Below are 654 nucleotides of genomic sequence, written 5' to 3' on the forward strand. Positions count from 1 at the left end.
CAGCGCGCCGGCCGTCAGCGCGACGCGCAGCGCGACACGCGGCCGCGCCGTGCCGCGCACGACGACCGTGCCGCAGCCGACGCGCTGCGGGGCGCCCAGCGTCAGCCGCAGCGGGGCGGCGCTCACCTTGGCACCCTCCGGCTTGCGGCCGGTTCTGCCAGACGGGCCAGAGCCCCGGCGCTCATGCCGCCAGCCTCGCCAGCGCCGCCGCCACGGCCTGCGGCGCCTCCAGCAGCAGGTTGTGGCCGGCGCCGGCCACACGCTCGTGCGTGACCTGCGGTGGCCGTGCCAGCCCGGCGGCCAGCGTGTCGAAGCGTGGGTCCTCGGCGCCGGTCAGCCAGTGCAGCCGCTGCCCGGTCGTGGCGACCGCGGCACGGTAGTCGGGCATGCACGCCAGCCCCGCGACCTCGAAGGCCCAGGTCAGCCCTTCGGCGTCGTGCGCCAGCCGGGCGGCACGCTGGGCCGCCTGCGCCTCGGCCGGCAGCGCCTGCTGGCTGGCGAACAGCGGCATCGCCTCCCAGGCGTCGACGAAGGCCGCGAGCCCGTCGCGCCGCAGCGCGGCGGCACGCGCCGCGTCCTGCGCCGCACGTTCGGCGCGTTCGGCCTCGCCGGCCAGGCCGACATGGCCGCCGACGAGCAGCACCGCGCGCACCC

Annotated in this window: 1 protein-coding gene; it reads right to left on the reverse strand. The window is 79.2% G+C overall.

Annotated features, from left to right (window positions below; all coding sequences use genetic code 11):
- Nucleotides 1-181 precede the first annotated feature (181 nt).
- A partial coding sequence (locus RBXJA2T_RS20455) for a hypothetical protein (protein WP_039956824.1) occupies nucleotides 182-654 on the reverse strand: 473 nt, incomplete at its 5' end.

The organism is Rubrivivax benzoatilyticus JA2 = ATCC BAA-35, from assembly GCF_000190375.1.
Lineage (GTDB): Bacteria > Pseudomonadota > Gammaproteobacteria > Burkholderiales > Burkholderiaceae_C > Rubrivivax > Rubrivivax benzoatilyticus.